Consider the following 26,810-nt stretch of genomic DNA (forward strand, 5'->3'; position numbering starts at 1 on the left):
GAGTGAGTTATTTCAATATAACTCCAATTTTTTTTGTTGTACTAAAAATAGATTTTTCAAATAAAATTAAAATGCTGAAAAATAATATTTGATGGGATTAATAATCCTAGTTAAATAGGGCTATTTTTCCCATGATTTTTTTTTAAAAAAAGTAGATGATGGATATTCATCCAAAATCTATTTTAATAATCCCATTGCTCCAAGCATAGATTGGAGACCTAATATGATAATAGCGAGACCACCGATAATTTCAATGTAATCCGCATATTTTATAGCAACTTTAGTTCCAAAAGCTCCAAGTAATAACCAGATGACTACTGCAATTAAACTTAATCCACCTAAAATAAATGGATTTACATGTGCTACAGCACCTTGAGAAGCTAAAATTAAGTTTTCTATGTTTCCAAATATAAGCAAACCTGTAAATGGTGCATATTCTTTCCAATCAACCATTTTATTCACCACTTTTAACTGACCTAATATGTTTTACAGCATCATAGATTGCTTTAACACCCAATATAAAAATTGCAAGTCCACCAATGAATTCAATGTAATTTGCATATTGGATTGCAGCTTCTGTTGCCACTGTTCCGATTATTAACCAAACGATTACTGCAAGTATACTTAGTCCACTTAAAATCTTAATATTAACACCTTTTACAACACCCTGGGATGCTAAAATAAGGTTTTCTATATTTCCAAAAATGATTAAACCAATGAATGGCAAATATTCTTCTAACAAATTATCACCGTTTATTAATTTTAATGCTATTACTATTTAAATGTTAAATATTTTATGCTTATTAATTATATTTTGTCTTATTTTTGAAAAATATATGTATTTTTTCCACATTAATTTAAAAAAAGAAAAATATATTACAGTTTAATTTTTAAAATAATTCTATGAATGATTTATTTGACAATTTCGGAAGAATTGAAAAAAACGACCCCGAATTTTATGAAATTTTTAAGAAGTTTGCATTTGATGAGGTGCTTGAATTTTCATCATTAAATGAAAATGAATCAGTTTTGGTAATTTTGGCTAGCTTAATTGCATGTCAATCTCCGAAGGCATTTAAAAAGATTTTAAGTTCTGCTTTAGATAACTATGTAACTCCTAGGGAAGTTAAAGAACTACTCTATCAATCTGTGCCTTATGTCGGATTTGGTCGTGCACATAATTTTTTTGGAGTAGTTATCAAAGTTTTCGACAAAAAAGGCATTAAAATGCCATTGGATATTATTCCTGATGTTGCTGCTGAAAATAAATACAAATCAGGCCGTGAAATTCAAGAAACATATTTTGGAGTTGAACTGATTAAGTTGATGGATGATTCCACTCTCGAAGGTCAACAGCACATCAATAAATTTTTGGAAAGTCATTGTTTTGGCGATTTCTACACACGGGAAGGGTTAAATGATATTCAAAGGGAATTGATTACTTTCACATTCATCACTACTTTAGGAGGTTGTGAAAATCAACTTAGGGGTCATATTCAAGGTAATTTGTCAGTTGGCAATGATAAAGAAAAGTTAATTTCTGCCATTACTGTGATGTTGCCTTATATTGGATTTCCAAGATCTCTTAATGCAATATCTATTGTAAATGAGATTTGCGAATAGCTAAATATATATACTATAATAGTTCACTTAGTAACAAGCGAGTTGGTTATTATGATATACAAGTGTACTATTTGTGGCCATATACACAATGAAGAAGCAACAGGAGTGTTATTAAAAGATTTGGATAAATGTCCTATATGTAAACAGGATATATCCAAGTTTGTTGAAGTTGAAAACTCAAAATCAACTGAAAATTCTGATGTGGAAAGTTTGGAACTTGCATACGATAAGAATTTTGCAAAAAGCGATAAAGACATAAGGCAAATGGATGCAATACACCAAATGGCAATAACTGGTGAGAGTATTGTTGCAGCAATGTATACTGACTTTCCAATGCCTAATTGGGATGATATTTTGCTTTTGGGTTGTCAGTTAAATCCACAGCCATTGGAAAGTGATGTTGAAGTCAATACTCAAACAATCATCGGTAAAAACGCTAAAAAACCTTTAATCATTGAAAGTCCTATTTACATCACTCACATGTCCTTTGGTGCTTTGTCTCGTGAAACAAAAATAGCTCTGGCAAAGGGAAGTGCAGCTATAAAAACAGCCCAGTGCAGTGGTGAAGGTGGAATTTTAGTCGAAGAAATGGACAATGCTTATAGATATATTTTTGAATATGTCCCAAACAAATATTCCGCTACTGAAGATAATCTAAAAAATGCCGATGCGATTGAAATTAAAATAGGTCAATCTACAAAACCGGGTCTTGGAGGCCAGCTTCAAGGTGAAAAGGTAACTTCTGAAATTGCAGAAGTTAGAGGTAAACCGATTGGTGAGGACATTCACTCTCCTGCAACAATTCCTGGAATTTCAACAAAAGAAGATTTGAAGGAGTTGGTTGATGATTTAAGACATCGTTCAAAGGGAAGACCTATTGGTTTAAAATTTGCTGCAGGCCATATTGAAGATGATTTGGAACATGTATTATATGCTGAACCGGATTTCATTACAATTGATGGGAGAGGCGGTTCGACTGGTGCAAGCCCTCAATTGGTAAGAGACTCCACTTCTGTTCCTACAATATATGCGCTTTCAAGGGCTCGCAAATTCCTGGATAATCATAATTCAGAAATTGATTTAACTATTACTGGTGGTTTAAGAGTTTCTTCTGATTTTGCTAAAGCTTTGGCTATGGGTGCTAATGCAATAGCTATTGGAACTGGAGCCATGATTGCGGCAGCTTGCCAACAATATAGAATTTGTGATACTGGAGATTGTCCTGTTGGTGTTGCAACTCAAGATGATGAATTGAGAAAAAGATTGAAAATAGAAACTGCTGCAAAAAGGGTTGAAAATTATTTGAGAGTTTCAACAGAAGAGTTAAAAACTTTTGCAAGAATTACTGGACATAGTGATGTTCATGATTTGAATATTGGTGATTTATGCACAGTAAACTCTGAAATTTCAGATTATACTGATATTGGGCATGTTTAAAAAAAGTTTGAGTATTAATGTTTGACATTAATACTTGAATTCATAACTTTCTTCAATTTCCATCATATTTCTTATTTCAGCTGTAGCGTTGTTCAGGAAAAATACTCCCATTTCCCAGCCGTTTGCCTTGTATGCATCAGCGATTTCTGGCATAAGTTCAAATGCTTTTTCAACAACTGCTTCATTTTTGGTTAAATCTGCAGTTCCGTAATATCTTAAAAAATGTTCTCCATCCCATGTTGCTATTTCAACATTTGGATTTACTTCCATTTGTTTGTAAACCTCTTTAAATGTTCCCACTCCAAAGTAAATTTTGTCTTCATATAACAAGTGGAAACCTAACGGTCTTACTTTTGGTTTTTCTCCATCTACAGTTGACAAGTAGAATACTTCTGCTTTTGTTAAAATTTCATCGACTTTTTCAATTGACATCTTATCACCTTGTCTTAATTATTTGTTTGTTACTTATTAATAGTTGTAATGGTTATTACAGTTATTTTCCGATGTGATGACTTTTGATGTTTAATTAATTATAGTTCGTAATTTTTTATATTTTGGCATTATATCTAAATTAGGGTATTTTAATTTGATTTAATTTTTTCGATATGTTATTTATATAGATATTTCATAACAAAACTTTTATATTTATGTTGTTATAAATCGTATCAGTTATTAATTTAGATTTATAACGAAATTCTTAATGTTTGTATGTTAAATTTGAAAAAATCATATAATTTTTAGAGAATTTCTTCATCGATATGAAAATATTTATATATCATTTTTAAGTTATATAGTATTGCTACTCATGATATTAAATTGTAATTGAGATTGGTGGAATGAATGGGGGAAAACATTAGAGAAGTGAATATAGAAATTTATTCATGATATAATGTTATTTTTTGATAATGTACGTTATCTGTCCATGATTCAATGGTTAATGTTAATGCAGATTAACTTATTTGGATAGTAGGTACATTTTTACATATCAAAGTCTATTGCTTTTTATTAATCTTTGATTATCCTATTTTGATGTCTGATAGTATTTTTGATAATTTACTAAATGGAGACAAACTATGAAATCTATGAAAAAATTGTTATTTATAGTTATTTTGGCTTTAATCGTAGCTGTAGGCGTAGGTTCATGTGCTGCCGGTTTGTTTGACTTTGGTAGCGGTGATTCTAATTCTACTAATGGTAATGTATCTGGTGAAATTAATCTTGCTGCAGCTGCAAGTTTAAAAAACGCCTTTGATAAAGATTTAATTCCTATGTTTGAAAAACAACATCCTGGTGTAAAAGTTACACCTACTTATGCTTCAAGTGGTGATTTACAAACCCAAATTGAAAATGGTTTAAAAGCAGATGTATTCATGTCTGCTGCAAATAAACAGATGAACGCTTTAGCTAATAAAAGTTTAGTCGACAATAAAACTAATGTTCAATCTTTAGAGAACAAAGTTGTTTTAATTGTACCAAAAGACTCAAAAGCTAATATATCTTCATTTGATGATTTGAAAAAAGTAAATGGTACTATTGCTATCGGTGATCCTGAATCCGTACCTGCTGGACAATACGCTAAAGAAGTATTGAACAATACTGGTATTTGGGGCGATGTTGAATCTAAATTATCATTAGGTACTGATGTAACTGCAGTATTAAACCAAGTATCTCAAGGATCTGCTGATTGTGGTATTGTATATGCTACTGATGCTAAATCTGATGACAATGTTAAAGTAGTTTGCGAAGCTCCTGATAGTGCTTTAAAAACTCCAGTCATTTATCCTGTAGCAGTTCTTTCAAATGCATCAAACCCTGATGGTGCACATGCATTTGTTGACTTCTTACAAACTAAAGAAGCTAAAGACGTATTTGTAGAATATGGTTTTACTATCCACGAATAGATTTTTTGTGAATAATAAGTAATGTTAAGGGAGATATGAGCATGGCGATGGATTGGTCCCCTATTGGAATCTCAATGAAAACTGCAAGTATATCAATCCTTATAACCTTTTTTTTAGGTTTGATTGTTGCTTGGTTTCTTGTTAAGATTAAAAACGACACAGCAAAAATTATACTTGATGGAATTTTTACACTACCTCTTGTATTACCTCCTACTGTAGTTGGATTTTTCTTATTGTATATTTTTGGTGTCAGAGGACCTATCGGAAAGTTTTTCATTGAATTTTTTGCAGTAAAAATAGCTTTTTCATGGTGGGCAACTGTTATCGCTGCTGTCGTCATGTCTTTTCCTTTAATGTATCGTTCCGCTAGAGGCGCATTTGAACAAGTTGATTCCAACCTGTTGGATGCTGGCCGTACATTGGGGATGTCTGAGTGGAAAATATTTTGGAAAGTTTTATTTGCAAATGCATTGCCTGGAATTATCAGTGGTGGAATTCTTGCTTATGCTCGGGGTTTAGGTGAATTTGGTGCTACTGCTATGCTTGCAGGTAATATTGCCGGACAAACCAGAACACTTCCTATGGCAGTTTATTCTGAAGTGGCTGCAGGAAATATGGGCGAAGCTTCTTATTATGTAATAGTCATTATCATCATAGCATTTATTGCTATTTTCATTATGGATTTCATTTCCATACGTAAGGAAAATCAATGGAAATAAATAATAATTAATAGATGTTAAATTTACTACTGGAGATAGATTATGAGTAATAAAGTGTTAAAATTCAATATCCAAAAGAAACTTAAAGAATTTGACTTGAATATTAGTTTTGAGTTGAAAAAAGGATGTTTGGGTATTCTTGGTCCTTCTGGATGTGGTAAAAGTATGACACTCAAATCTATTGCAGGTATTGTTGATCCAGATAATGGATTTGTAAGTTTGACTTCAGATAAAGAAAATGTTTATTTTGATTCTAATAACAAGATTAATATAAAGCCTCAAAAAAGAAATGTAGGTTATCTATTTCAGAATTACGCTTTATTTCCTAACATGACTGTTGAAGAAAATGTGGCTGCGGGTTTGGCAAAAGACCATGATGAAAAGATAGTTTCAGATATGATTGAACGTTTTCATTTAAGTGGTTTGGAAAATAGATATCCTCGACAATTGTCTGGAGGTCAGCAGCAAAGGGTTGCATTAGCTCGTATATTGGCATATGGACCAGATGTCATATTGTTTGATGAACCGTTCAGCGCGATGGATACCTACTTAAAAGAACAGTTGCGTGTAGAACTTGTTAATTTGCTAACTAACTTTGATGGACTGTCTATTTTAGTTACTCATGACCGTGATGAGGCCTTTCAGTTTTGTGATGAACTTCTGATATTGGATGAAGGTCAAATTATAGCAAAAGGAGATACTCGAGAATTATTTGAGAATCCAAAAAAAGTTCAAGTCGCCAGACTTACTGGTTGTAAAAACATTTCAAAAATAGAGATTATTGACGAATATCATCTAAAATCATTGGATTGGGGAATTATGCTGGAAGTATCTGAAAAAATTTCACCAGATATTACTCATATCGGAATAAGGGCACATGATTTTGTGGCTGCTAAAAAAGATGATGTTAATTCTTTTGATACTTTAAATTCAAAAAAATTAGAAATGCCGTTTGAATGGAGAATATCATTATCAAATGGTTTATCGTGGATACGTGAAAAAAGGATTCATGACCATGATTTTGAAATTCCGGATTATCTTAAAGTTGATCCAAAAAATATAATATTGCTTGAAGAGTAATTATTTATCTTATACTATTTTTTATATTTAAAACAATTTTCCTGATGATTGTCAATTATTCCGACTGCTTCAAGATAGGAATAGATAATTGTTGGGCCAACAAACTTCATTCCACGTTTTTTCAAATCTTTTGAAATCTTTGAGGATAAGTCAGATTCGGTTAAATATTCATGTTTTATAACTTCACCGTTGGTAAATCCCCAAATATATTCATCAAAACTTCCAAATTCCTTTTGAATTTCGATGAATGCCTGTGCGTTGTTAATGGCTGATGTGATTTTACCTTTGTGGCGGATAATGCATTTATTTTCCCTTAACTCATTAACTTTATTTTCATCATAATTGGCTACTTTAACAACATCAAAATTATCAAAAGCTTTTTTAAAGTTTTCACGTTTTTTTAAAATTGTAATCCATGATAATCCTGCTTGAAATGACTCTAAAACTAGAAATTCAAATAATTCTCTATCATCATGAGTTGGAACTCCCCATTCTTCGTCATGATATTTGACATATATGTTTTCTACATCGGTTGCCCAGCTGCATCGTTTTTTGTTCATAGGAATAGTTATTATTTGCTTTGTTTAAATATATTTTTAGGAAAATTTTAATACTATTAATTATCCTATTTGGAATATTAAGTAAAGTTTAATTGTCATTGTTGATAAAGAAAATATTGAGGTTATATTTATTGATATAGTTATCATATGTTTTTTTAAATCATGTTAAAAAATTATAGGTAGTTAAAAAAAGATTTTATGAGGGATTTGAAATGAAGTTAGGTATGGGAATGATGAGACTTCCGCTTTTGGATGAAAACGACTTTACAAGTATTGACTATGAGCAGTTAAATGAAATGGTGGATGCATATATGGATGCAGGTTTCAATCATTTTGACACAGCATATATCTATCATGACGGTGTAGGTGAAATTGCATTTAAAAAATCTGTTGTTGAAAGATATCCTAGAGAATCATTTAAAATAGCAACTAAATTACCTTTATTTGTAATTACAGAAGAATCTCAACTGGAGCCAATATTTGCAGAACAGCTTAAAAATTGTGGTGTTGACTACTTTGATTACTATATGCTGCACAATGTAAGCGGATTTACAGAAAACGCATGGAAAAATGTTGATTTATATTCATTTATCCAGAAGAAAAAGGAAGAAGGTTATATTAAGCATATTGGTTTGTCCACTCATGGGAATTCTGAATTTTTGGAAGAACTATTATTTGAACATCCTGAAATTGAATTTGTACTGCTTCAGATAAACTATCTTGACTGGGAAGATGAATCAATAGAATCCAGGAAATGTTTGGAAATTGCAAGAAAATATGGTAAACCTGTAATGATTATGGAACCTTATAAAGGGGGATTTTTAGCTGATGTGCCTGAAGAAGCTGAAAAAATAATGAAGGATTATAATCCTGATAGATCTGTAGTTTCATGGGCAATGAGGTTTGTAGCAAATCTTGATGATGTTTGTGTTGTTTTGACAGGTGCAAGTAACCTGAAACAACTTGAAAACAATATTCATGAGTTTAAAAATGCAGATCCATTGAATGATGATGAATTAAAGATTATTGAAGAAGTTTCCGAAATCATTAACAGTAACATTACAGTCGATTGTACAAAGTGCAGATACTGTGTTGATACTTGTCCTGAAGAAATTGACATCGCAAAGATCTTTGATTTATATAACAAACATAAACTTTTGGAAATTGAGGAATGGACTCAATTTGGAAATGCTTATTTAAATTATTCAAAGTTAGATGGTGTCGGAATAGCTTCGGATTGTACTGAATGTGAAACCTGTATTGAGGAATGTCCTCAACAGATTAATATTCCTGAAGTATTAAAAGATGTTGCCAAAACATTCGAAAACGAAATTTATGGATTTACTGATTAATCCATATTTTATTTTTTTTTAAAATTCAACCAAATTTTTAATAATAATTAATAATATAATTATAAATAGTTATTTTGTAGAGGAATATTATGATACCTGGTATGAATAAAAAACAAATGAAACAAATGGAAAGACAAATGAAAAAAATGGGTATGAAAATGGAAGACCTTGAAGGTGTTCGTGAAGTAATTATCCGTTTTGATGAAAAAGAATTAATTATTGATAATCCTAGTGTAAGCTTAATGAATGTAATGGGTCAGGAAACTTATCAAATTGAAGGTCAGGCTCGTGAAGTTGAACTTGAATACGAAATTGAAATTCCTGATGAGGATATAGAAATGGTAGCAAACAGCGCTAATGTTTCTGAGGATGAAGCACGACAAGCCCTTGAAGAATGCAAAGGCGACTTGGCAGAAGCTATCATGAAATTAAATCAATAGATAGTATGACAGTTATTGCACATATTTCAGATTTGCATATTTCCAAATCAAGTTTTGATGAAGAAATACTTATAGAAGCCATAAATGAAATTAACAGTTTAAATCCGGATATGGTAATATTGACTGGAGATATTACCAATAAGGGTTATTATAAAGAGTTTAAACAGGCCACTAGATATTTGGAAATGTTTGAACCACCATTATTTGCTGTTCCAGGCAACCATGATGCTCGTAATTTAGGTTATCAGACTTTTGAAGAATTAATTGGTGAGAGAAGTTGGAAATTGACTGTAGGTGATGATTTTACTGTAATTGGTCTTGACAGTACTACTCCTGATGATAATAGGGGGTCTATCGGCAGACCTCAACATTTGTGGTTGGAACATCAATTGGATGAATGTGTAATTAATGAAAACTTTTCAATTGTTGTTTTGCACCATCATGTTATATCAATTCCTCAAACAGGACGTGAACGTAATGTATTATCTGATTCTGGCGATATTCTGAAGACATTAACAACTCATGAAGTTGATTTGGTTTTATCAGGACACAAGCACGTGCCAAATATTTGGGAGATAAACAAAACACTCATTGTCAATGCCGGTTCTGTATGTTCAGATAAACTTCGGGGGAAAAACTTAAATTCATATAATGTTTATAATATTTCAGAGGATTCCATAGAAATTTATCTTCACACAGTCGGTGGGGAAAGATTATTATTTGGAAAATATGCCAGAAACAAAATATAAAATGTATATAAAAATTAAATTTAAATATTGATTGATACAAATATATTATACTGAACAAATTATTTTATAATTGATTATTTTTTTAGGTGATATCATGAAAGTTGTTGTAGATGCTTCAAATGTAGCACATTATGTAAAAAATCAAAAAGGACAACCTAAAATTGCTAATATCCTTGCAGCTGTTAAAGCTTTGGAAGAAAGCGAGGATGAATTTGTAATTATTGCCGATGCATCACTTCGACATGATATTGATGATAAAGACAGGTTCTTAAAATTGTTGGAAAGTGACAATGTTGAAGAAGTTCCTGCAGGCAATGATGCAGATCATTTTATTTTAGAAATAGCTACAAATGAAAAAGCAAAAGTATTATCTAATGATAAATTCAGAGATTATGCTGCTGAATTTAGAAATATTGCATCTATGAGGATTCCATTTGTAATTGAAAAAGGTAGATTGACATTTGGAAAACCAAAAAAGCCTAAAAAAGATAAGAATATTTTGCAAAAAATTTGTGATGAAATTATAAAAGAATTGAACTTTAAAAAATGGGAAATTTATACTGGAAAAGAAGGTTTGGAAATTTCTCCATTAAATATTGCTAAACAGGCTATCATACGTATTGATAATGAGAATAATGCTGATTCAAAACTTGAAAACATATTTGCCAAAATCCCAATGTTTAATAAAATTGTGGAAATGGTTGATGATGTTGAAATTGCAGCACCATACGTGATTTTCGTATTGGTTCATCCTAAAAATTATAAAGTAGCTGTTAAAAATGCGGGCAATATTTCTGTTACTGTTGCAGACAGGTTAGGTCTTGAAAAAAAGCCTTTAATAGCTGTTCGTAATGATTTATTCACAAAACCAGGCACATTTGAATTAAATATAATGTTGGCTGATGAAGTAAGTGAAACAGCACCATACAATGTTTTAGTACGTGTAAGTGAACATGATGAAGTATTCATCAAAAGAAACTCAAGAAACATTGCAAGTACTATTGCAGGCAGGTTAGGATCTTGGAAATTCCCATTTGTTTCTGTCAAGCCAGACATGCTTTTAGAAAAACCTGGAGATTTTGAAATTGAACTGGAAAAAGGAGGAGGTTTAGATGACTAGTGCATTAACTAAGGCTTATATTAAATTCACTACTAAACTTAATCCTATCGCTGTTGGAACAAAATTTTTTCCAACAAATTCACTTGAAACTGAATATGTAGAGTTATTTAATTATACTCAAACTATTCTTTTTGAGCTTGAAAAAGCAGAAATTACCTCTGATACAATATTGCAGAATCTTATTCGTGATGTTGGGGCAGAAAATATTCCTGTTGAATATACTTTCCATGAACTAAAGCCTGCTGAAAATAGAATAGAAGAATATGCTTTAGTTAGTAATATTATCATGGGGAGTGACCGTTATTTTTATATTGAATTACCTCATCCTTCTAATCTAATTAATATTTTCGTTAAAATTATTGAAAACGAATCAGGAGAGATTGTCGAAAAAACAGCAACAGAACTTGTTGCTAAAATGCTTAGTAAAAATGATGCAATACGTGTTGCAATCGAGTTAATTGGTATTGGATTGTCCGAAGGAGTGCAAGTTATATCTGCAGTTGGAATGACTGGTGCAGCTTCAATAGAACGTGCAATTCATTATACTCAAAGTGTAGGTAGTTTTCCAGGAATTGCTTTCACTAAACTCGGTGGAGAATATGCTTTAGTATTTGATGCTCCTTTTTTACTAAAGGAATCTCGACCGGTGGATTTGGAAAATTATTTGTTCATTGATTTAATTGATTCAACTAAATTTATCAGTAAAAATGGAAGGAACCAACTTGTTGACCTTATGACTGGAATTAAAAATTTCATCGAATCTGAGTGTGACGGTGAACTTGAAGGTTATAGGGAAGGTGGAGATGATTTCATTGCAAGATTTCCATCTAAAGACTTGGCTATTAGGGCTGGACTTGATGCAGCATGGTTTGCACTTGACAATGGTGCAAAAATAAGGGCTGGTGTTGGAAGAAGCAGAAGGGAAGCGGGCGAAAGAGCCCAATTAGTGGATGATTTACCATCAACATCTCCATTATCATTGGTAGTTTTTGAACTGGCTAATGGTTTATATGCTTATAATATTCCATCTGAATTCTCAAGAACTTTCATAAACTTGGTTGAGAATGAAAAAACAAAATTAATTGGTGTATTTGCTTTCGTATTCATCTTTGTTTATGTGATGTCTATTTTAGGTCTTGGAATGTTTGGTTTTGTAGGTGTTATTTTAGCATTAATATATGCTTTTGTTGTTTAATTTGTATAAAAGAGTATTACTATGAGAAAACGTAAAAAAAAGAATAAGCGAGTGTTAAAATCTCGGTATAACAAGGCTTCTAATAATAAGCAAAAAAGAAGACTTTCATTTGGGGGCGGACAAACTCAAAGATTCCCTCCTTATAATGTACAGGATAATGGATTTTCACAATCCAGAAAACCAAGGAAAACCAGCAAAAATACAATGATTTTAATAATCATTGCATTAATCGCTTTTGTTGTTGGTGCGGGAATTGGAATTTCCATGGCTATTGGCGGTTCTGATAATAATACTGTTGTTGATGATGGTGTGACATTTGTGAATGTAACTGATGAAATGACTTCGAATTTAAATGGGTCTGGCAAGGTTTTTGTTGATGATGGTGTTTATAATATAGATTATAATAATGCAGAAGATGTAATTGAATATAATCTAACTAATAATTCTAAATCTTATTAATTTTAGGTGATTTTTATGGATTTTATAAAATATCTTGATGGAGGATTTTCAGTTATTGAAAATCTTGAAGTATCTGGTGCTCGTGAAGGTAAATATGGTGTAACCATTATTGTTTCTCGAAATAGTACAGCTTCTGCTGTTTTCACTTCTAATAAAGTTGTTGCAGCTCCAGTAAAATATACAAAAAATGTTGTTAAAAAAGGAATTGTATCAGCTGTTTTCGTTAACAGTGGAAATGCCAATTGTTTTACAGGCGAACAAGGATTGAAAGATTGTGAAACATTAGTGGAATTGTTATCCCGTGATTTAGAAATTCCGAAAGATGAAATTGCTATTTCTTCAACAGGTGTTATAGGTCGTGAAATGCCAATAGATATTATTTCTAAAGTGGCTTATGAATCAATTTCTAATTTGGGCAGTGAACCTGAAAATTCACTTGCAGCTGCCCGCGCAATCATGACAACCGATACATTTCCGAAAGAATGTGCATTGGAAGTTACATTAACAACTGGTGAAACTGTTAAAATTGCAGGAATTACTAAGGGAAGTGGTATGATTGCACCTAATATGGGTACAATGTTATCTTATATTGTAAGTGATGCTGTCATTCCAGCTAATGAGATAAATAATGCATTGAAAAAAGCTGCTGATATCAGTTTCAATATGATTGTTGTAGATGGTGATGAAAGTACTAATGACACCTGTCTGATGTTGGCTAATGGTGCATCTGGTGTTGAAGTTGTAAAAGATGGAAAAATTGATCCTAACTTCCAAGAGGCATTAAATTGTTTATGCATTGACTTAGCTAAAAAAATGGCTCGTGATGGTGAAGGAGCTACTAAATTCATTGAAGCCAATGTGTGTGGTGCTCGAAATCTTGAAGATGCAAGACTTGCTGCCAAATCTATTATATCCTCAAGTTTATTCAAATCCGCTGTATTTGGTGGTGACCCTAATTGGGGAAGAATTGTTTCCGCTATCGGATACTCTGGTTGTGATTTAAATCCGGATATTGTAACCATTTCAGTTGCAGATGATGAGGATGATGTTGACCTTGTTAGAAAAGGTGAAATTTTAGCATTTGAAGATACACCTTATCTTGAAAGGGCTGAAAAAATAATGCAGTCAAAAAATGTCATTGTCAATATTGACATGGATTTAGGTGATGGATGTGCGACTGCATGGGGTTGTGATTTAACTTATGACTATGTCAAAATTAATGCAGAATACACCACTTAAAGAAAAGCTTTAAATATCTTGAAAACAAATATTTTTTTGTTATAGATTTAATTCTAATTTTGTAATGATAAATTTTAAGGAGGGGAAAATATGGCAAAAGTTAAAGGAACTAACAGAAGGACCAGACCAAAAAGAAGTTATACTAAACCTGGTAGTAAAAGAGGAAGGGGAGTAAAACAAACCTGGAAAAAATAATCCTCTTATAACTTTTTTTTACTTATTTTAACTATTTTTTAATTGTTGTGCATATTTTATCACATTGAAAAAAATTAAATACTATTTTTTAAAGATAATTATTTAGGTGATAAAATGATGATGCCTGAAAATGGTCACAGGGCTCATGGATTTTCAAGTGCAAATTTTTTGGACTCTGATGAGATTATAAAAGAATTAAAGCTCAACGGTGATGAAACGTTTATGGATGCAGGTTGCGGTGATGGCCACAATGCAATTAAAATTCTGGAAGACTACAATCACAAAGGAACTGTTTATGCAGTTGATATCTATGATGCTTCCATTGAAGATATGGAAACCTATAAAAATGATAACAATGTTGAAAACTTAATTAATATTGAAGCTGATATTACCGAAGGCATTCCTGGTGTTGAAGACGGTTCAATTGATGTTGTTTTGCTTGTTAATGTTTTCCATGGATTTAAAGCCTCAAGAAAATTGGATGAAGCTGTTTTAGAACTTTCAAGAATTATTAAAGATGACGGTAAAATTGCAATAATGGATTATAAGGCATGGGATGTTCCTAATGGACCTCCAACAAAAATGAGATCATCTCCTGAGGATTTGGAAAAATTATTCAATAAGCACAACCTTAAAAAAGTTTATCTAAACGAAGAAATTGGTGAGAATATTCCGCAAGGCAAATCCCACTATTTAATCATGTTTAAAAAGAATTAATTTATCTTAAACATGCAAGAATACCATAACTTCTTTAAGTCATGGATGAATTGCAAAAAGGTAGGTATTACTTTCAAATGCTTGCTGATGAAATTTAAATAACAAGATAACAAAAAATAATAAATGACAATGACTCAATTAAATTAACTTTTTCAACGATAACCGAGTTTAAAAAGCAATATTAATTGGATTTGTCTGAACCTTTGGGACGATGGGGATAGCACGGTAATCCTATGCTCATTAGTGTATACAGCCCGTGAAGTAAGAATCCTCAACTTCTATAAAGTTGAGGTAGTTCAATTTTTTAGGAATTATTTTTTTCCTAAACTTTTTTTTCAAGAAAATCATTATATACTATTTTTTAAAAATTATTATTTATGAAATGTGAGGTATATTCATGGAACATAAACATCATGGCAAATCAAGTGCAAAATTTCTTGATGCTGAAGACATTTTAAATGAAATGCATTTTAATGGTGATGAAACTTTTATGGATGCCGGTTGCGGAGATGGCTATATTTCAATCAAAGCCGCTAAGAAGTATCTTCCTCAGGGTATAGTTTATGCTGTGGATTCATATGATGTTGCCATCAATGAGTTGGAAGAGTACAAGGATGAAAATGATGTTCAAAATTTAATTAATGTTCATGCGGATATTACCGAGGGAATTCCAAGCATCAGTGATGATTCAGTGGATGCAGTATTGATGCTTAATGTATTTCATGGATTTAGACTATCAGAAGATAAGGACAATGTCATTAATGAACTTGGTAGAGTCATTAAAAATCATGGTAAAATTGCAGTCATGGAATTCAAACCTTTAAAAATGTCATGGGGACCTCCAGTTGATGTTAGGATTTCTTCAGATGATTTGGAGGAAGTATTTTCCCAGCATGATTTTAAAAAAGTTTATCTAAATGAAGATATTGGAAGTGACATTCCTGAAGGTAAATCTCACTATTTGATGATTTTTGAAAAGGAGTAGGATGATATGATTTTTGCAGCAATATTGGCAGGTGGAATAGGATCAAGGATGGGAGGCACTGACACTCCAAAGCAATTTTTGGCATTGGGCAACAAACCGGTCATTATTCACACTATTGAAAAATTTGTTATAAATGATGATGTTGATGAAATAATTGTTCTAACACCAAAAAATTTTATAAATCACACCAATCATCTAATTGAGAAGTATATTCCAAATAATGATAATATTGTAGTTATTGAAGGTGGAGAGACCAGAAATGGAACAATATTGAACAGCATCAGTTATATTGAAGAAAGTTATGGCATCGATGAAGAGTCCATTATTATTACTCATGATTCTGTCCGTCCTTTTTTAACTCATAGGATTATTGAAGATAACATTGAAGCTGCAAAGAAATATGGGGCCTGTGATACTGTAATTCCGGCTACAGATACTATTGTTGAAAGTATTAATGCGAAGACTATAGAAAGTATCCCTGTGAGGGATTATTATTACCAAGGCCAAACTCCACAGAGCTTCAATATAAAGAAACTTTTCAATCTAATCACTAGTTTAACTGAAGAGGAAAGTAATATACTGACAGATGCATGTAAAATATTCATACTTAAAGATGAAGATGTACATCTAGTTGATGGTGAAGTGACAAATATTAAAATTACTTACCCTTATGATTTAAAATTAGCTAATACAATACTTGAGGATATTCATGATTAATATTGTTTACAGATTAAAATCTCCAAAATTCTTTGAAGAATCCATTGATGAGGTTGAGCTCGACGGAGTAATCGTAAGGCCGACTCACCTTTCGATTTGTCAGGCCGACCAAAGATATTATCAGGGTTCAAGGCCGGCAAATATTCTGGATGAGAAACTGCCGATGGCTTTAATTCATGAAGCGATTGGTGAAGTTGTCTTTGACAGCGAAGGAAATTTCAAATCCGGTGATATGGTTGTAATGATTCCAAACACTCCGTTTGGTGAGGATGTGTATTCTCCAAACTATTCATATAGCTCTAAATTTAGAGGCAGTGGATTCGATGGTTTTACATCTGATTTGGTTAATTTGCCAGAAGATAGGGTTGTTAAAATTCCTGATGATTTTAATTTAAATGTATCAGCATTCATTGAATTGATTTCAGTAGCTTATCAGGGAATAAGCAAGTTTAAGCAAATGGCCATAACTCCAAAGGATAATCTGGGTGTTTGGGGAGATGGAAATTTAGGTTTCATTACAGCATTGCTTTTAAAAGAGTTGTTTCCCAAATCTAAAGTATTGGTATTTGGAAAACATCAGGAAAACTTGAATTTATTCTCATTTGCTGATGAAATCTACAGAATTCATGATGTTGACGATGATGTTGTAGTTGACCATGCATTTGAATGTGTCGGTTCAAGTGCATCGCAATCAGCCATTGATCAGATAATTGATATAATAAATCCTCAGGGAACAATAAACCTGTTTGGTGTAAGTGAATATCCTGTACCGATAAATACTCGTATGGTTTTAGAAAAAGGTTTGACAATTCAGGGGAACAGCCGTTCTGACAGAGTGGATTTTGTCGGAGTTGTTGAAACTCTCAAACAAAACCCACAGTTATTCGAACACTTAGAAAAATTGATTACCAATATCTGTGAAATAAATTCCTTGGGTGATTTAAAGGATGCATTTGATAAGGATTATATTTCTAAATTTGGTAAAACTATCTTAAAATGGAATATTTAAGTTATAATATTCTATTCATAATTCTAAAGTATTCTCTTCTATAAAAATTTCTCATTTTTGGATTACACTTTACTGGAAGCATTTCAAGAGCCATTATATCATCAGGGGTAAGGGGTTCTCCGTTTTCTATTTTTCTTGTAATCATTTTGAAAATTATTTCACATGGGTCTTCTTCAATGCAAGCCAATTTGATAGTAAATTCAGCTTCAGAAACTATTTTACATTCTTTTACGCATACATATATGTTGTTTGGACATATGATGTAAATGTGGATATGTTTTCGATGTTTTTCGTATAAAGCTTCTGCAAATTCAACATATTTTACAAGTTCGTTTTCATCAAAATCAGTCATTTGAAATTCCAAATCAATAAACTCCCCATCTTCAGTTGTGAAAATATCTCCTCCTGGATAAATGTCTTCGTCAACTTCTCTTATTTTTTTAGGTGTAAGGCATTTTATTGGTCTTTGGTCATTAAATGTTTTTCGTATAACATTTGTTCTTAAATCAATATTTTCTTTATTCATAGTTTAGCCTGTATAATTTGTTTTGCATGTTGTATATTTAATTTAATGATTTATAAATGAGTATGTTCATTTTTAAAGCAATTTAACATGTCAAAATCAATATTTAGGTCATTATAAAAAGTTTAGGTGGTGGTATTAATTTATAATTTTGTTTTATACGAATTGTTCGTATTTTTTTCTAATTTTAACTTAATTCTATTTGCGCAATGATGTAAGTTAAACACACTCTTTAAAATTCAATGCTTTCCATGACATTTGGAATTAATGTTTTAGAGTTTGGAACCAATTTTTCAAATTCCTCAGGGTTCTGTGCAATTGAAGGAAATGTATTGTAGTGCATTGGAATAACAAATTTGGGTTTAATCCAGCTAGCTGCAATTGATGCTTCTTTGATGTCCATTGTAAAAATGTTTCCAATAGGTAATATTGCAATATCCGGTTTGTAAATTTCTCCAATTACAAATTTCATATCAGAGAAAAGTCCAGTATCTCCAGCATGAAAAACTTTCAAATTGTTGTCGAAAGTCAATAAAAAGCTTCCAGGATTCCCTGCATATTTTGTATCAATTTCAAAGTCAAATGTTGAGCTGTGTCTGGCTTCAAGCATTCTGATTTCAACATCCTCAAATTTAACGGATGCACCATAGTTAATTCCAATGGCATTTACTCCTTTTCTTTGAAGATATATGGAAATTTCATAATTTGTTATAACAATCAAATTTGTATTGTTTCTTGATATTTCAATGACATCTCCTAAGTGGTCTGCATGGCCGTGGGTGATGCAGATAATGTCAGGATGCAAATCGCTAATTTTTAGAGGGCATACAGGATTTGCCTGAATGAATGGGTCGATTAAAATATTTAATCCTCTATTTGAGGTTAATTCAAATGCCGAATGACCTAACCATTTAAGTTTCATATTTTACAGACCCCATCAGCACAACTGTCTGCGTCCTTATCATCATCAACTTCATTTTCTGCAACAATTTGTGACAGGACACTTTTAAAGTCATCATATGATAATGCGCCTGGAATTGAGTATTTATTGTCAAATAAATAAAATGGAACACCGTGTATTCCTCCGGATAATGCAATATCCTCGTCTTCTTCAACCTGACTGTTGTATAAATTACTGTTCAGCACGTCATTTATTTGATTTTCATCCAAACCTGCATCTAAAGCGATTTTAAGTAGCACTTCCTTATCTGCCAGCTTAAGGTTTTCAACAAAATAAGCATCAAATAGTAATCTGGCCAGTTTTTCCACATTTTCAGGATATTTGTCCTGTGCCAGTTTCATCAGTCTGTGGGCATCACGGATGTTAGTGTAAAGTGTTGATTCATATTTAAAATCAATGCCCTCATCACGGCCAAGCCCTGAAATTTGTGCAACCTGCTTTCTAGCGTCTTCAATTGATAGGCCATATTTGATGGCAAACCTTTCAACAGTAGTGGATTTGACATCCTTTGGTGCGTTTTGATCAAGCTCAAAAGCACGGATATCAAATTCAACATCCAAATTTAAATCATTGATTGCTCTTTTTAATCTGCTATTGCCAATGTAACAGTATGGACAGGCAAAGTCGCTCCAGTATGTAATTTTCATAATATTCCTCAAAGAAATATTTAAAAGATTTAATTAATAAATAAGTAAGTAACTGTATAATTACTTGGTAGATAATATGATTAGCAATGATATTTGCCCGATTGGAAATACTTTAGATTTGTTTAACAGGAAATGGATTTTTTGTATCATGTCAAATATATTCAGGGGAATGACACATTTCAACGAGTTTAAGGATGCAAATCCCACAATCAGTAATCATGTGTTGGCACAGACTCTGAAGTATATGGAAGAACAGGAACTAATCACCAAGACAGTTGTTGATGAGCACCATAATAAGACAGAATATGCTTTAACTCCTAAAGGCCTTAGGGCTAATAGGATACTATATGAAATCACTGAGTATTATTTTGATGAATTGAATTATTCCAATTCTGATGATGTGGAAATTGAAGAACTTTTGGGTGAATGCCGCAAAATTTACAATATCTGGTAAGTTTATAATTACTTATTTCTTTTTATACTATTTTTTACTAATTACTTTTTATGAAATCCATATTTGATAAATGTAAATTCGGTGACTTAATACTTAACAGCAGAATCATCAGAACAGGTTTATGGGAATCACAACAAGATGATTTAAACGCAATTTATGATAGATATGAAAAAATAGCCTCAAGCGGGGTTGGTCTAATTACTTCTGAGCTGTATTCAATATATCCTAATGATAAGTTTAGTGAACATTCCTTTAAAATGAGCAATCGGAATTTCATGACTGTGGCAAGAAAATTGGCTGAAATTTGCCATAGTTATGGGGTTGCAATTTTAGGGCAAGTTGAATTCATCAAATTCAACCGTGGAATTGACTTGGATATTTCAGTCAATGATTTAACTGTTGAAGATATTCGTAAAATACAGGCGGATATTATTTCTGCAGCTCAACAGTTGCAATTTGCAGGATTTGACGGGATTCAATTGTCAATAGGTAATAATTTTTACCTATCTAAATTCATCAATCCATATTATAATCAAAGGGAAGATAATTATGGTGGAAATTTATTTAATAGGTCACGTTTGGTTTTGGAATTGGTTAAAGTAATGAAAGATAACTTGGATTTACATATTTCCTGCAAAATCAACACGTTTGATGAGAGGAAAAATGGATTTAATTCAACTGAAAGTTTTAAAGCTTGTAAATTACTTGAAAAAGTTGGAGTTGACAGTCTTCAGTTAACACGACCTCTTTCACCTTTGTATTTCACCAACAAAGTATCTGGAGAAGATGAACTAATAGATTATACTTCTAAACTAATAGATTCTGTTGACATTCCTGTCATTGTTGGTGGGGGATTTAATGATATGATTCATATGAATGAATTGCTGAACAGTACTAATATTGAATTCATGTCAATGTACAGGCCTTTTGTTGCGAAGGAAGATTTTTTAAATAATTGGAAAATCAATGGTGAAGGTAAATCCAAATGTTTGAAATGCAATAATTGTTATAGGACAAAGACCAGCACATGTTACCATTATTAGGGTAATTTAAGGAAGCAAAAGTTGAGATTAATTATTGAATCAGTTAATTTTAGGTAATTTGTGAATTACTTTCTCCTTTTTATATTCATTTTATCTAATATGTAACTATGAAAAGTATATTTGACAACACTAAATTCGGCAGTCTTGAGGTTTCCAGTCGTATAATAAGAAATGGGTTGTGGGAATCCCAAAACGATTCCAGTAAAAATCTGTCTCAGGATGTATTTGACAGATATGAAAAATTATCAAAAAATAATGTTGGCGTAATAGTCTCCGAGTTGATTTCATTATATAGTCATGACAGATTCAGTGATTTTACTGATTATATTAATGCTCCTTCATTCATACGGGACTTTAAAGAGGTTACCAGCATAGCCCATGAAAATAATACTCCAATTCTTGCCCAAATAGGCTTTGTCAACTGTAATGTAAATGGGAAACAGATGATGGAAGTCAATGATTTGACTTTGGAGGATATAAGGACAATTCAGGCGGATTATATTGTTGCAGCAAAAAAGATAATGTTTGCAGGATTTGATGGAATAGAATTATGCATAGGCAATAATTTTTATTTATCACGTGTCATGAATCCTTTTGAAAATACACGCAGTGACAATTATGGTGGAAATACTTACAATCGTGTGAGAATGGTTTTGGAGATAATTAAATTGATTAAAAAAACAACAGGATTGCATGTTCACTGTAAGGTTAATTTGTATCAGGATGAAGAGGATTCTCTGGAAATTTGCAAAATTCTTGCTGAAAACGGTGCAGATAGCTTACAGATTACTAAATTCTTATCTCCACAATACTTTAGAAAAGGTCAATCAAATCAAGACATGTTAGTGAGCTTTGCGGATAAAGTTGCAAAGAATGTTTCCATCCCCGTTGTTTTAGGTGGGGGAAGGTCAGATATGGATAAAATCATCGAATTGTTAAATAATACTGATATTGACTTTATTTCAATGCAAAGACCCTTTGTAAAAGATCCTACTTTTTTAACTCAATGGAAAATTGATGGATGTGGCAAATCTGAATGTAAAACTTGTAACAACTGCTATTGGAAAAAACAGAGTGTTTGTTTGATAGAATATAGTGATTAATCATCATTTTTTTTTTTAAAGATATCTGCAATTAAAATAGTTTCATGAAATTTGGTCTAATGAGAGTATTATCGCATCTAAAAATTATTATGTTGCAAAATGAGAGTGTCGAAACTTTTTTATAAGTTTCATACGAATTGTTCGTAGTTTTTTCAAAATAATTTGTCTAATTAATTAAATTTTGTTGGTAATGTACGGTGTATGCTATGTTTCCAATTATAATTGATTTATGGATTACTTTTGTTTTATTAATCTTTTATAATTTCGTTTCCTTTTTTTTAGTAATGATTATATGTGCTGAAATAAATATATTTTATCGAAATTCAATTAATAAATGTGATGTGCTTGCTTGAAGAATTAATTAAAAATATTAGTAAGGATTGGTCTACTTTAGATAAAAATGAATTGAAATCTTATATGATTTCAGGATCTATTTTTTTAGAACTAATTGGACTTGTTATATCCTTAGTGTTATTCTTAATCGTAGATTTACCCACCTCATTTGTAATTAATATTATCATCGGTTTTACAATACTTACATTATTATCAGCAATTATCGTTTATAATCGTGATTATCTTGATGGAAAATATGGATTATTTTATGAAGAATATAAAGGCCTATCTTATCAGGGAGTAGTTTTATTTTTCATTCCTGCAAGTATTGCATTTGCTTTTATTATTTATCCAATTGCTTCACATCAAGGAGGAATCTATTCTGCCATTGGATTTTGTTTAGCAGCATTATACCCTGCATTTTTCATGTTTTTAAGAATTAACGTTTATAAAAATGAGAACAGTCGCAAATTAGTAACTGAAGATAAAAATGGAAATATAATCATAGAATATGTTATCGGATATCATCCTGCTATTTATTATATTTTTGGAAGTCTTATAAGTTGCCATCTCATTGGATTTTCATTAATGAAAGTTATATCAGGTATTGCAGAAAGTAACTTAGACATATGTTACTTAATCTACTTTATTTCCTCATTACTAATTGTTTCATTTATATTATCTCCAGACATAGCAAATAAAATTCTACCATTCGAATTAAAAGAAAAGAATGGTTTAACAAAATTTTTAATAATTGGAATAATACTTATGGCAATAATGGGTTCATTATTTGTAAATTGGTAAACTAAAATTTCAGATTAATTATTGATTGGGTATATGATATTCCCATAATATTGTTTCCAATAGTATTCTCTTATTTTTAAAAATTTCTTTTATCAAATTGCTCTACTTTTGTAAAATTGCTTTAACTTTATAATTTTGTATTTATTTAAAACAAAAAGCTTATAAAATTTGTAATTAAATATAATATTGAATTATATTTTTTAAAATAAAAAAATAAATGTTTTAAAATGATTGATTATTCAATTGAAATAATTAATTCCTGTGGTGAATTCTTTGTGCCTGATACTAAACATTTTGGTGTTAAGAATATTCAAAGAATTGGAGATTTTGACTTAATCTTTGAAACATTCTTACACAATCCACAATGAGTATTATCAAACAAGATTTCAATAACATAAAGATTAAATGTAATGAAAAATTAATTATATAATTAAAACTACATTATGTTACAATACATAATGCAAATTACATTACATGAGGGTTAAACATGGATGAAATTGCAAGCATTACAGATACAAATTTAACTGAAACACAATTCTACAACAGGGCAGATGAAATTAATATGCTGTCAAGTCTATTAGGAACCACGGAATTCAATTCATCCCCCACTATACTATTGACTGGAATTAGGGGAGTAGGAAAGACAGCACTCATCAAAAAAATTAAACATAAATTTGATAAGGAATATCTGGTAGTAGATATTGATCTGTCAAGAAGTAATGCATACCAACAAAAAAAGCTAAGTCGAGGCAGCATAATCAAAATAATCTATGATGCAATAATAAAAGCTTCGAAAGAATTCGGCTTAAGAACACTTGACAAGAAAATAGAAAAATACTTTAAAACAAATAAATTCAAGATAGATAAGATTTTATCTTATGAACACATTCCAGTACCAGTATTTGAAAGTGAGGAGAATTATGCAAGATTAGCTGATTTTGTAATGGAATTGCCCCAAAAAATTTACGAAGACAATAGTGACAAATTAAAAGGAGTATTCATTTTCATTGATGAAATCCAATTGATTAAAGATTTAGACAATGTAGACAAATTTTTATGGTATATGCGTAGTTTCATTCAAAACCAAAAAAATGTTGCATACCTATTTTGTGGAAGTATGAGTTTGAAAGACAGTTTAATCAATGATTTAAATGGAAAGGAAGGTGCATTTGGAGGAAGAATGCTAACAATTGAAATCCATCCATTTTCAAAACAAACAACAAGGGAATACATTGAATCAATTCCAAGAAACATATTGCTGGATGATGGGGGATTTGAAAGATTTTACAAATGCACTCGAGGAATACCTTATTACATCAACATATTTGCAAAAATTCTTCCAGAAAACATAACCTTAACAGAAAATAACATTATTGAGTTATTTAAGGATTCGATTGATTATCTTGCAGTACATTTTATATTCATGTGGTCTAAATTAACATTTCAAGAACAAAAAATAATTATTTCTTTACTTGGAAACCCTAAAAAGAGAATTGAAATAGCAAACACTTTAGAGGTTACTAGCGGATCACTTAATAGGCCATTGAATCGCCTGCTTGATTTTGACTTAATTGAATATGTAAATGACAAATACCAAATTACTGACCCAATACTCACCTACTGGCTTCAAAATAGTCATGAAAAGAATGGAATATATCCATTTAGAAGTATTTAATTAGCATTAGTTTTGGATTTGCTTTCAAAAGTTTTTTAATTATTACAAAATAAATTATCCTAGAGTTCAGAGGTGTTAAAAGATAAGCATGCGAACTATATCATACGTTTTATACGAATTGTTCGTATTTTTTTTAGGTTTTGTTATCTTGAAGCTAAATTTGGACAACTATAATAACTATGCAATATAAAATAATATTCAAGTAGGTGGGATATTATTTTTAAAAGTTCACAGAAAAAATCAACTTTAATTGTTGTAGCGATAACTCAATTAATCATACAGTTAATTGCTAACATGACTGTTATTGCCTTGCCAGATATAGCTGCTGATTTAAATTTTTCTGCTGAAGCAATTTTGTGGGTAAATATAATTTATCTGATGAGTTTTGTGGCTTTCAGTCTGCCTTTTGCTAAAATCATTTCACAGTATGGGGTTAAAAAATCCACTAAAATAAGCCTTTTATTACTGTTTTTTTCTATTTTAATCTCAGTATTTTCGATAAATGATATTATGTTTCTTTTATCTAGATTAATGCAAGGATTTTCAGCTGCTATATTGGCTATTAGCTTATATGTTATTGTAGTTGAAGAGTTTGAGGATAGTGAAATAGGTTCCGCATTAGGTGTAGTTTCATCATCAGGATATATTGGATTGTTAATTGCTCCAGTAGTTATGGGATTGGCAATTGTTGCATTAGATTGGAAATGGGCATTTTTAATGGTACTCCTAATATTAGTTATTCTGCTGATATTATTGAATGGAATTGACTATGAATGGGCCACCGAAAAGAAACATGTAGACAATAAAGGTTCACTAATCTACGTTGTTATGATGTGTCTATTTACTTATGGAATGACACTACTGGATGAGTTTGGAATTGTTTTTGTAGTAATCAGCGTTATTTTATTAATAATATTGTTTAAAGTTGAAAAAAATGTTCCCGAACCAATATTTAATTTCCAGTTGCTTAAGGATGTTAAATATGTGATTGGAAATTATGCTGCTATGATAACTTATTTCACTATAACAATTACCATTACTGTACTGTCACTGCATTTGCAATATATTTTAGATGTTGAAGAGATTGTTGTGAGCTTTATTCTTCTTATTGCACCTATTATCATGATAGGAACATCCGGTTTTTCAGGTAGGCTTTCAAATAGGATTGATTCAAGAATAATATCCGGCGTTGCAATGATTTTCATATGTGCATCATCAACCATATTTTTCTTTGTTGATTTCATACCATTTAGTATTATTCTTGTTGGATGCGCCTTACAAGGAATAGGCAATGGATTGTTTTCAGCTCCAAATAATAAATATGTTTTAACTCTTGTGGATGAGGAAGATTTGCCTGATGCAAGTTCAGTTTTATCAACCAGTAAGGAATTAGGTAAAATTTTAAGTGCTGGAATTTTCACAGTCATATTGTCCATTTTCATTGGAGGCCAGCAATTGGGACTTGATCATATTGACCATTTATTTATTCAGTCAGCTAACTTAATGATGTTTATATGCCTATTGTTAAATTTGTCTGCGGCAATTTTACTATTCTACAGTAAATTCAGATATGACCATGTTCCTAATGAAAGTGCTGTAAGATTCTTTAAACGCATTGCACCTGAATGGGCTAAAAAAAGGGCGTATGAGAAATAAGACAATTGATTTTTCACGGAAAACAAATAAGTATACGAACTATTTTATATGAATATGTGAAATGTTCGTATTTTCATAGGTTTTTACAAAATATTAATTTATTAGTGTATAGTC

At 31.2% G+C, this 26,810-nt stretch carries 30 protein-coding genes; 23 read left to right on the plus strand and 7 right to left on the minus strand.

Annotated features, from left to right (window positions below):
- Nucleotides 1-177 precede the first annotated feature (177 nt).
- Complete coding sequence (locus QZN45_RS03390) at nucleotides 178-453, minus strand: hypothetical protein (RefSeq protein ID WP_292880210.1); 276 nt, start codon at nucleotides 451-453, stop codon at nucleotides 178-180.
- A 1-nt stretch (nucleotide 454) separates the two neighbouring features.
- Nucleotides 455-742 (minus strand): hypothetical protein, encoded by a 288-nt coding sequence (locus QZN45_RS03395; protein ID WP_296811142.1) that lies wholly within the window; start codon nucleotides 740-742, stop codon nucleotides 455-457.
- Nucleotides 743-903: 161 nt separating this feature from the next.
- Between QZN45_RS03395 and QZN45_RS03400 the strand changes: the two genes are divergently transcribed.
- Both QZN45_RS03400 and QZN45_RS03405 read left to right on the plus strand, forming a co-directional pair.
- Nucleotides 904-1,623, plus strand: coding sequence for a carboxymuconolactone decarboxylase family protein (locus tag QZN45_RS03400; RefSeq protein ID WP_296811144.1), 720 nt, complete (start codon nucleotides 904-906; stop codon nucleotides 1,621-1,623).
- A gap of 51 nt (nucleotides 1,624-1,674) precedes the next feature.
- Nucleotides 1,675-3,060 carry a glutamate synthase-related protein gene (locus tag QZN45_RS03405; protein WP_296811146.1) on the plus strand — a complete coding sequence of 462 codons (1,386 nt, stop codon included), beginning with the start codon at nucleotides 1,675-1,677 and terminating at the stop codon, nucleotides 3,058-3,060.
- Between the two features lie 27 nt (nucleotides 3,061-3,087).
- Here QZN45_RS03405 and QZN45_RS03410 read toward each other — a convergent pair whose 3' ends face one another.
- The gene (locus tag QZN45_RS03410; RefSeq protein ID WP_292880201.1) at nucleotides 3,088-3,492 is read right to left on the minus strand and encodes a pyridoxamine 5'-phosphate oxidase family protein; all 405 of its coding nucleotides are present in this window, start codon (nucleotides 3,490-3,492) and stop codon (nucleotides 3,088-3,090) included.
- A gap of 641 nt (nucleotides 3,493-4,133) precedes the next feature.
- Between QZN45_RS03410 and modA the strand changes: the two genes are divergently transcribed.
- Genes modA through QZN45_RS03425 form a run of 3 tightly spaced genes read left to right on the plus strand, consistent with a single transcriptional unit; the run spans nucleotide 4,134 to nucleotide 6,760 of the window.
- Entirely contained in the window at nucleotides 4,134-4,961 is an 828-nt protein-coding gene (modA, locus tag QZN45_RS03415) for a molybdate ABC transporter substrate-binding protein (RefSeq protein ID WP_296811149.1), read from the plus strand.
- 47 nt (nucleotides 4,962-5,008) lie between these two features.
- Complete coding sequence (gene modB / locus QZN45_RS03420) at nucleotides 5,009-5,680, plus strand: molybdate ABC transporter permease subunit (protein ID WP_330048031.1); 672 nt, start codon at nucleotides 5,009-5,011, stop codon at nucleotides 5,678-5,680.
- 42 nt (nucleotides 5,681-5,722) lie between these two features.
- On the plus strand, nucleotides 5,723-6,760 hold the full coding sequence (locus tag QZN45_RS03425; RefSeq protein ID WP_296811151.1) for a sulfate/molybdate ABC transporter ATP-binding protein: 1,038 nt from the start codon (nucleotides 5,723-5,725) through the stop codon (nucleotides 6,758-6,760).
- Between the two features lie 14 nt (nucleotides 6,761-6,774).
- Here QZN45_RS03425 and QZN45_RS03430 read toward each other — a convergent pair whose 3' ends face one another.
- Nucleotides 6,775-7,320: a DNA-3-methyladenine glycosylase I gene (locus QZN45_RS03430; RefSeq protein WP_296811153.1), complete on the minus strand. Its 546-nt coding sequence runs from the start codon at nucleotides 7,318-7,320 to the stop codon at nucleotides 6,775-6,777.
- A 212-nt stretch (nucleotides 7,321-7,532) separates the two neighbouring features.
- Here QZN45_RS03430 and QZN45_RS03435 point away from each other — a divergent pair, with 212 nt between their 5' ends.
- The 11 genes from QZN45_RS03435 (at nucleotide 7,533) to QZN45_RS03485 (ending at nucleotide 17,497) form a co-directional block, all read left to right on the plus strand.
- A complete protein-coding gene (locus QZN45_RS03435) occupies nucleotides 7,533-8,672 on the plus strand; it encodes an aldo/keto reductase (protein WP_296811156.1) in 1,140 nt (379 codons plus the stop codon).
- Between the two features lie 89 nt (nucleotides 8,673-8,761).
- Entirely contained in the window at nucleotides 8,762-9,112 is a 351-nt protein-coding gene (locus tag QZN45_RS03440; protein ID WP_292609587.1) for a nascent polypeptide-associated complex protein, read from the plus strand.
- 5 nt (nucleotides 9,113-9,117) lie between these two features.
- Entirely contained in the window at nucleotides 9,118-9,861 is a 744-nt protein-coding gene (locus tag QZN45_RS03445) for a metallophosphoesterase (RefSeq protein ID WP_292882993.1), read from the plus strand.
- A 94-nt stretch (nucleotides 9,862-9,955) separates the two neighbouring features.
- Complete coding sequence (locus tag QZN45_RS03450; RefSeq protein ID WP_292609591.1) at nucleotides 9,956-10,981, plus strand: Zc3h12a-like ribonuclease; 1,026 nt, start codon at nucleotides 9,956-9,958, stop codon at nucleotides 10,979-10,981.
- Entirely contained in the window at nucleotides 10,974-12,176 is a 1,203-nt protein-coding gene (locus tag QZN45_RS03455) for a hypothetical protein (protein WP_292882996.1), read from the plus strand. The genes QZN45_RS03450 and QZN45_RS03455 overlap by 8 nt, the downstream gene beginning before the upstream one ends.
- Nucleotides 12,177-12,197: 21 nt before the next feature.
- Complete coding sequence (locus tag QZN45_RS03460) at nucleotides 12,198-12,635, plus strand: hypothetical protein (RefSeq protein WP_292882999.1); 438 nt, start codon at nucleotides 12,198-12,200, stop codon at nucleotides 12,633-12,635.
- A 15-nt stretch (nucleotides 12,636-12,650) separates the two neighbouring features.
- Complete coding sequence (argJ, locus tag QZN45_RS03465) at nucleotides 12,651-13,874, plus strand: bifunctional ornithine acetyltransferase/N-acetylglutamate synthase (RefSeq protein WP_292883001.1); 1,224 nt, start codon at nucleotides 12,651-12,653, stop codon at nucleotides 13,872-13,874.
- 309 nt (nucleotides 13,875-14,183) lie between these two features.
- Nucleotides 14,184-14,786: a class I SAM-dependent methyltransferase gene (locus tag QZN45_RS03470; RefSeq protein ID WP_296811158.1), complete on the plus strand. Its 603-nt coding sequence runs from the start codon at nucleotides 14,184-14,186 to the stop codon at nucleotides 14,784-14,786.
- 397 nt (nucleotides 14,787-15,183) lie between these two features.
- A complete protein-coding gene (locus QZN45_RS03475; RefSeq protein ID WP_296811159.1) occupies nucleotides 15,184-15,771 on the plus strand; it encodes a class I SAM-dependent methyltransferase in 588 nt (195 codons plus the stop codon).
- Nucleotides 15,772-15,777: 6 nt separating this feature from the next.
- Nucleotides 15,778-16,488 (plus strand): 2-C-methyl-D-erythritol 4-phosphate cytidylyltransferase, encoded by a 711-nt coding sequence (locus QZN45_RS03480; RefSeq protein WP_296801048.1) that lies wholly within the window; start codon nucleotides 15,778-15,780, stop codon nucleotides 16,486-16,488.
- Nucleotides 16,481-17,497, plus strand: coding sequence for an alcohol dehydrogenase catalytic domain-containing protein (locus QZN45_RS03485; protein ID WP_292883014.1), 1,017 nt, complete (start codon nucleotides 16,481-16,483; stop codon nucleotides 17,495-17,497). The genes QZN45_RS03480 and QZN45_RS03485 overlap by 8 nt, the downstream gene beginning before the upstream one ends.
- Nucleotide 17,498: 1 nt before the next feature.
- On the opposite strand, the gene QZN45_RS03490 is transcribed toward QZN45_RS03485, so the two are convergent.
- The 3 genes from QZN45_RS03490 to QZN45_RS03500 form a co-directional block, all read right to left on the minus strand.
- Nucleotides 17,499-18,023: a hypothetical protein gene (locus tag QZN45_RS03490; protein WP_292883017.1), complete on the minus strand. Its 525-nt coding sequence runs from the start codon at nucleotides 18,021-18,023 to the stop codon at nucleotides 17,499-17,501.
- 229 nt (nucleotides 18,024-18,252) lie between these two features.
- Nucleotides 18,253-18,942 (minus strand): metal-dependent hydrolase, encoded by a 690-nt coding sequence (locus QZN45_RS03495; protein ID WP_296811161.1) that lies wholly within the window; start codon nucleotides 18,940-18,942, stop codon nucleotides 18,253-18,255.
- On the minus strand, nucleotides 18,939-19,628 hold the full coding sequence (locus QZN45_RS03500) for a DsbA family protein (RefSeq protein ID WP_296811163.1): 690 nt from the start codon (nucleotides 19,626-19,628) through the stop codon (nucleotides 18,939-18,941). The genes QZN45_RS03495 and QZN45_RS03500 overlap by 4 nt, the downstream gene beginning before the upstream one ends.
- A 76-nt stretch (nucleotides 19,629-19,704) precedes the next feature.
- Between QZN45_RS03500 and QZN45_RS03505 the strand changes: the two genes are divergently transcribed.
- From QZN45_RS03505 to QZN45_RS03535, 7 genes are all read left to right on the plus strand, one after another.
- The gene (locus tag QZN45_RS03505; RefSeq protein WP_296811165.1) at nucleotides 19,705-20,082 is read left to right on the plus strand and encodes a helix-turn-helix domain-containing protein; all 378 of its coding nucleotides are present in this window, start codon (nucleotides 19,705-19,707) and stop codon (nucleotides 20,080-20,082) included.
- Nucleotides 20,083-20,132: 50 nt separating this feature from the next.
- Entirely contained in the window at nucleotides 20,133-21,125 is a 993-nt protein-coding gene (locus QZN45_RS03510; RefSeq protein ID WP_149732400.1) for a tRNA-dihydrouridine synthase, read from the plus strand.
- A 107-nt stretch (nucleotides 21,126-21,232) separates the two neighbouring features.
- Nucleotides 21,233-22,228: a tRNA-dihydrouridine synthase gene (locus QZN45_RS03515; RefSeq protein ID WP_296811167.1), complete on the plus strand. Its 996-nt coding sequence runs from the start codon at nucleotides 21,233-21,235 to the stop codon at nucleotides 22,226-22,228.
- A gap of 345 nt (nucleotides 22,229-22,573) precedes the next feature.
- On the plus strand, nucleotides 22,574-23,365 hold the full coding sequence (locus QZN45_RS03520; protein ID WP_295726972.1) for a hypothetical protein: 792 nt from the start codon (nucleotides 22,574-22,576) through the stop codon (nucleotides 23,363-23,365).
- Nucleotides 23,366-23,592: 227 nt separating this feature from the next.
- The gene (locus QZN45_RS03525) at nucleotides 23,593-23,733 is read left to right on the plus strand and encodes a hypothetical protein (protein WP_223166056.1); all 141 of its coding nucleotides are present in this window, start codon (nucleotides 23,593-23,595) and stop codon (nucleotides 23,731-23,733) included.
- 119 nt (nucleotides 23,734-23,852) lie between these two features.
- On the plus strand, nucleotides 23,853-25,040 hold the full coding sequence (locus QZN45_RS03530; RefSeq protein WP_296811169.1) for an ATP-binding protein: 1,188 nt from the start codon (nucleotides 23,853-23,855) through the stop codon (nucleotides 25,038-25,040).
- Between the two features lie 261 nt (nucleotides 25,041-25,301).
- Nucleotides 25,302-26,696 (plus strand): MFS transporter, encoded by a 1,395-nt coding sequence (locus QZN45_RS03535; RefSeq protein ID WP_296811214.1) that lies wholly within the window; start codon nucleotides 25,302-25,304, stop codon nucleotides 26,694-26,696.
- The last annotated feature ends 114 nt before the right edge of the window (nucleotides 26,697-26,810 follow it).

It is taken from the genome of uncultured Methanobrevibacter sp., assembly GCF_900314695.1.
Classification (GTDB): Archaea; Methanobacteriota; Methanobacteria; order Methanobacteriales; family Methanobacteriaceae; genus Methanocatella.

Coding starts and splice junctions, on each gene's coding strand:
- QZN45_RS03390 (WP_292880210.1), bottom strand. CDS start 453: ATGGTTGATTGGAAAGAATATGCACCATTTACAGGTTTGCTTATATTT.
- QZN45_RS03400 (WP_296811144.1), top strand. CDS start 904: ATGAATGATTTATTTGACAATTTCGGAAGAATTGAAAAAAACGACCCC.
- QZN45_RS03405 (WP_296811146.1), top strand. CDS start 1,675: ATGATATACAAGTGTACTATTTGTGGCCATATACACAATGAAGAAGCA.
- QZN45_RS03410 (WP_292880201.1), bottom strand. CDS start 3,492: ATGTCAATTGAAAAAGTCGATGAAATTTTAACAAAAGCAGAAGTATTC.
- modA (WP_296811149.1), top strand. CDS start 4,134: ATGAAATCTATGAAAAAATTGTTATTTATAGTTATTTTGGCTTTAATC.
- modB (WP_330048031.1), top strand. CDS start 5,009: ATGGATTGGTCCCCTATTGGAATCTCAATGAAAACTGCAAGTATATCA.
- QZN45_RS03425 (WP_296811151.1), top strand. CDS start 5,723: ATGAGTAATAAAGTGTTAAAATTCAATATCCAAAAGAAACTTAAAGAA.
- QZN45_RS03430 (WP_296811153.1), bottom strand. CDS start 7,320: ATGAACAAAAAACGATGCAGCTGGGCAACCGATGTAGAAAACATATAT.
- QZN45_RS03435 (WP_296811156.1), top strand. CDS start 7,533: ATGAAGTTAGGTATGGGAATGATGAGACTTCCGCTTTTGGATGAAAAC.
- QZN45_RS03440 (WP_292609587.1), top strand. CDS start 8,762: ATGATACCTGGTATGAATAAAAAACAAATGAAACAAATGGAAAGACAA.
- QZN45_RS03445 (WP_292882993.1), top strand. CDS start 9,118: ATGACAGTTATTGCACATATTTCAGATTTGCATATTTCCAAATCAAGT.
- QZN45_RS03450 (WP_292609591.1), top strand. CDS start 9,956: ATGAAAGTTGTTGTAGATGCTTCAAATGTAGCACATTATGTAAAAAAT.
- QZN45_RS03455 (WP_292882996.1), top strand. CDS start 10,974: ATGACTAGTGCATTAACTAAGGCTTATATTAAATTCACTACTAAACTT.
- QZN45_RS03460 (WP_292882999.1), top strand. CDS start 12,198: ATGAGAAAACGTAAAAAAAAGAATAAGCGAGTGTTAAAATCTCGGTAT.
- argJ (WP_292883001.1), top strand. CDS start 12,651: ATGGATTTTATAAAATATCTTGATGGAGGATTTTCAGTTATTGAAAAT.
- QZN45_RS03470 (WP_296811158.1), top strand. CDS start 14,184: ATGATGATGCCTGAAAATGGTCACAGGGCTCATGGATTTTCAAGTGCA.
- QZN45_RS03475 (WP_296811159.1), top strand. CDS start 15,184: ATGGAACATAAACATCATGGCAAATCAAGTGCAAAATTTCTTGATGCT.
- QZN45_RS03480 (WP_296801048.1), top strand. CDS start 15,778: ATGATTTTTGCAGCAATATTGGCAGGTGGAATAGGATCAAGGATGGGA.
- QZN45_RS03485 (WP_292883014.1), top strand. CDS start 16,481: ATGATTAATATTGTTTACAGATTAAAATCTCCAAAATTCTTTGAAGAA.
- QZN45_RS03490 (WP_292883017.1), bottom strand. CDS start 18,023: ATGAATAAAGAAAATATTGATTTAAGAACAAATGTTATACGAAAAACA.
- QZN45_RS03495 (WP_296811161.1), bottom strand. CDS start 18,942: ATGAAACTTAAATGGTTAGGTCATTCGGCATTTGAATTAACCTCAAAT.
- QZN45_RS03500 (WP_296811163.1), bottom strand. CDS start 19,628: ATGAAAATTACATACTGGAGCGACTTTGCCTGTCCATACTGTTACATT.
- QZN45_RS03505 (WP_296811165.1), top strand. CDS start 19,705: ATGATTAGCAATGATATTTGCCCGATTGGAAATACTTTAGATTTGTTT.
- QZN45_RS03510 (WP_149732400.1), top strand. CDS start 20,133: ATGAAATCCATATTTGATAAATGTAAATTCGGTGACTTAATACTTAAC.
- QZN45_RS03515 (WP_296811167.1), top strand. CDS start 21,233: ATGAAAAGTATATTTGACAACACTAAATTCGGCAGTCTTGAGGTTTCC.
- QZN45_RS03525 (WP_223166056.1), top strand. CDS start 23,593: ATGATTGATTATTCAATTGAAATAATTAATTCCTGTGGTGAATTCTTT.
- QZN45_RS03530 (WP_296811169.1), top strand. CDS start 23,853: ATGGATGAAATTGCAAGCATTACAGATACAAATTTAACTGAAACACAA.